General features: G+C 66.0%; 2 protein-coding genes. Both read left to right on the top strand.

The features are described 5' to 3' along the window. A partial coding sequence (locus MUO23_06585) for a hypothetical protein (GenBank protein MCJ7512622.1) occupies positions 1–616 on the top strand: 616 nt, incomplete at its 5' end. 365 nt (positions 617–981) lie between these two features. Then, positions 982–2,043, top strand: a complete 1,062-nt coding sequence (prfA, locus tag MUO23_06580) for a peptide chain release factor 1 (protein ID MCJ7512621.1) — start codon at positions 982–984, stop codon at positions 2,041–2,043. Positions 2,044–2,185 lie beyond the last annotated feature (142 nt).

The raw sequence follows: 2,185 nt of genomic DNA, 5'->3' as shown, positions 1-2,185 counted from the left end.
GCGGGCGATGCAAGCACTGATGGAGTCGCCGGTGCCGACGGCCACGGCTCGCAGCCTGATGGGCGAGGCGCCGTTCACCGCCACGCCGACCAAGACCCGGGTCCCAACCGAGACGCCGGTGCCGGCCGAGACCGCCACCCGACGGCCGCCGCCCACGGCGACGGAGACCGTGAAACCCACCAAGAAACCGAAGACCGCAACGCCTGGGCCACCGACGGCCACGCCTTCGGGTTCCGTTGACGTCACGGCTCCTACGATCTGCTGCATGGATCTGTCGCCGGCGATCGGCAGCACACTTATGGCATGTACCATCAGCGTCGATGACCTCGATGTGCACGATCCGGCCTTCTCGGCTGGCATTGCGCCGGGGGACGTGTATGCCAAGTACAACGGGCCCCACACGACAGGCTGGCAGTACGTGAACATCCCGCTGGAGTCCGGCGGATTCATCTCAGGTCCAGGGTCCGACTGGGATGCCAGCTACGATGGAGTCGTGACATTGCACGATGCCCTCACCGGAGACACGATCGATGTCAAGGGGATGATCACGGACTTGGGTAGCAACACAACCTACATCAACCCCGGATCCTACACAATGGGCGTCGACTGCCCGTAACACTTCTTGCCAAGGAGGCCGGCGCCACCGCACCGCCTCTGGGTACGTGGCACCGGCCCGGCTGTGCCTCCGACGGTTCTCCTTGGGTCAAGGTCGGCGACTCGAGACGGCGCGGCCGAAGCTTCGGCCTGCGCCAGGCGCACCCCATGGCGCGGGGCGCGTCTCACGGGTGCCAGCCTCGCCCATTTCGGCGGTGTAACGCAGACCCTCGCCTGAGACGCCCGAAGGCCGCATCGGACCCCGACCGCACTCGCCCCTCGCCAGAGCAGCTCGCGACGGAAAGCAACGCTGCACTTCCACCGTAGTAGAATACCCTTGCCCTCCCACTGCAGCCGTGGGAGGTTCGTGTGTGAAGCAGGTAGGGAATGCACGGCAAGCTCGAAGGAATCGAACATCGCTTCCAGGCCATCGATGAGGAGCTCGCCCGGCCGGGCGTGGATTTCTCGCGCGTGGCCGAGCTGGCCCGCGAGCGGGCGGAGCTCGAGCCGATCGTCAGCGCCTATCGCTCCCATCGCCAACTGGACGACAGGCTGGGGCAGGCGAGGCAGGTGCTGCAGGGCGGGGATCCGGAACTGGCCGAACTGGCTCAGGCCGAGCTGGACGAGCTTGGCCCGGAGATGGAAGCCCTCGAAGCGCGCCTCAAGTCACTGTTGCTGCCGCGCGACCCGCGGGACGAACGCAATGTCATCCTGGAGATCCGAGCCGGGACCGGCGGCGGAGAGGCGGCGCTCTTCGCCGCCGATCTGTTCCGCATGTACACCCGCCATGCCGAAGTGAAGGGTTGGGCAGTCGAGGTCCTTTCCGTCAGCGACACCGGCATCGGCGGATTCAAGGAAGTCATCGCCCTGGTTAAGGGCAAAGGCGCATTCTCGCGGTTGAAGTACGAGAGCGGGGTGCATCGAGTGCAGCGCGTTCCGCAGACCGAGGCCCAGGGGCGCATCCACACCTCGACCGCCACCGTCGCCGTGCTGGCGGAAACGGATGAGGTCGAGATCCATATCCCCGAAAAAGACATCAAGATGGATGTCTACCGCTCGGCGGGCGCCGGCGGCCAGAACGTGCAGAAGAACTCGACGGCCGTGCGCCTGACTCACTTGCCTACAGGCATCGTTGTTCAATGCCAGGATGAGCGGTCGCAGCTGCAGAACCGCACGCGGGCCATGAGCATTCTCAGGGCCCGGCTGTTTGAGATGGCGCTTGAGGAGCAGCAGGCGGAGGAGGACGCCTCACGCAAACTCCAGGTTGGATCGGCCGAGCGCTCTGAGAAGATCCGCACTTACAACTACCCGCAGTCGCGGGTGACTGATCACCGCGTCGGCGTATCCTCACACAATCTCGCGGCTGTGATGAATGGCGAGATCGATGCCTTCATCGACGAGCTGGCGACGCAAGACGAAGCCAATCGCCTCAAGGCCTCCGCCAACTGACCCGCTGCCCGCCCGGAGCAGGACCCGGGATGACCTCCGCTTCCGACACCCCCCTGACCATCGACACGGCCCTCCGGCTGGGCGCCTCGAGCCTGGGGGCGGTCGCCGACCAGCCGCGGCTTGAGGCGCAGGTCCTGCTGGC

The organism is Anaerolineales bacterium, assembly GCA_022866145.1.
GTDB lineage: Bacteria > Chloroflexota > Anaerolineae > Anaerolineales > E44-bin32 > PFL42.
The sequence above is the reverse complement of the archived record's forward strand: the minus strand, read 5'-3'. Positions and strand labels throughout refer to the sequence as shown.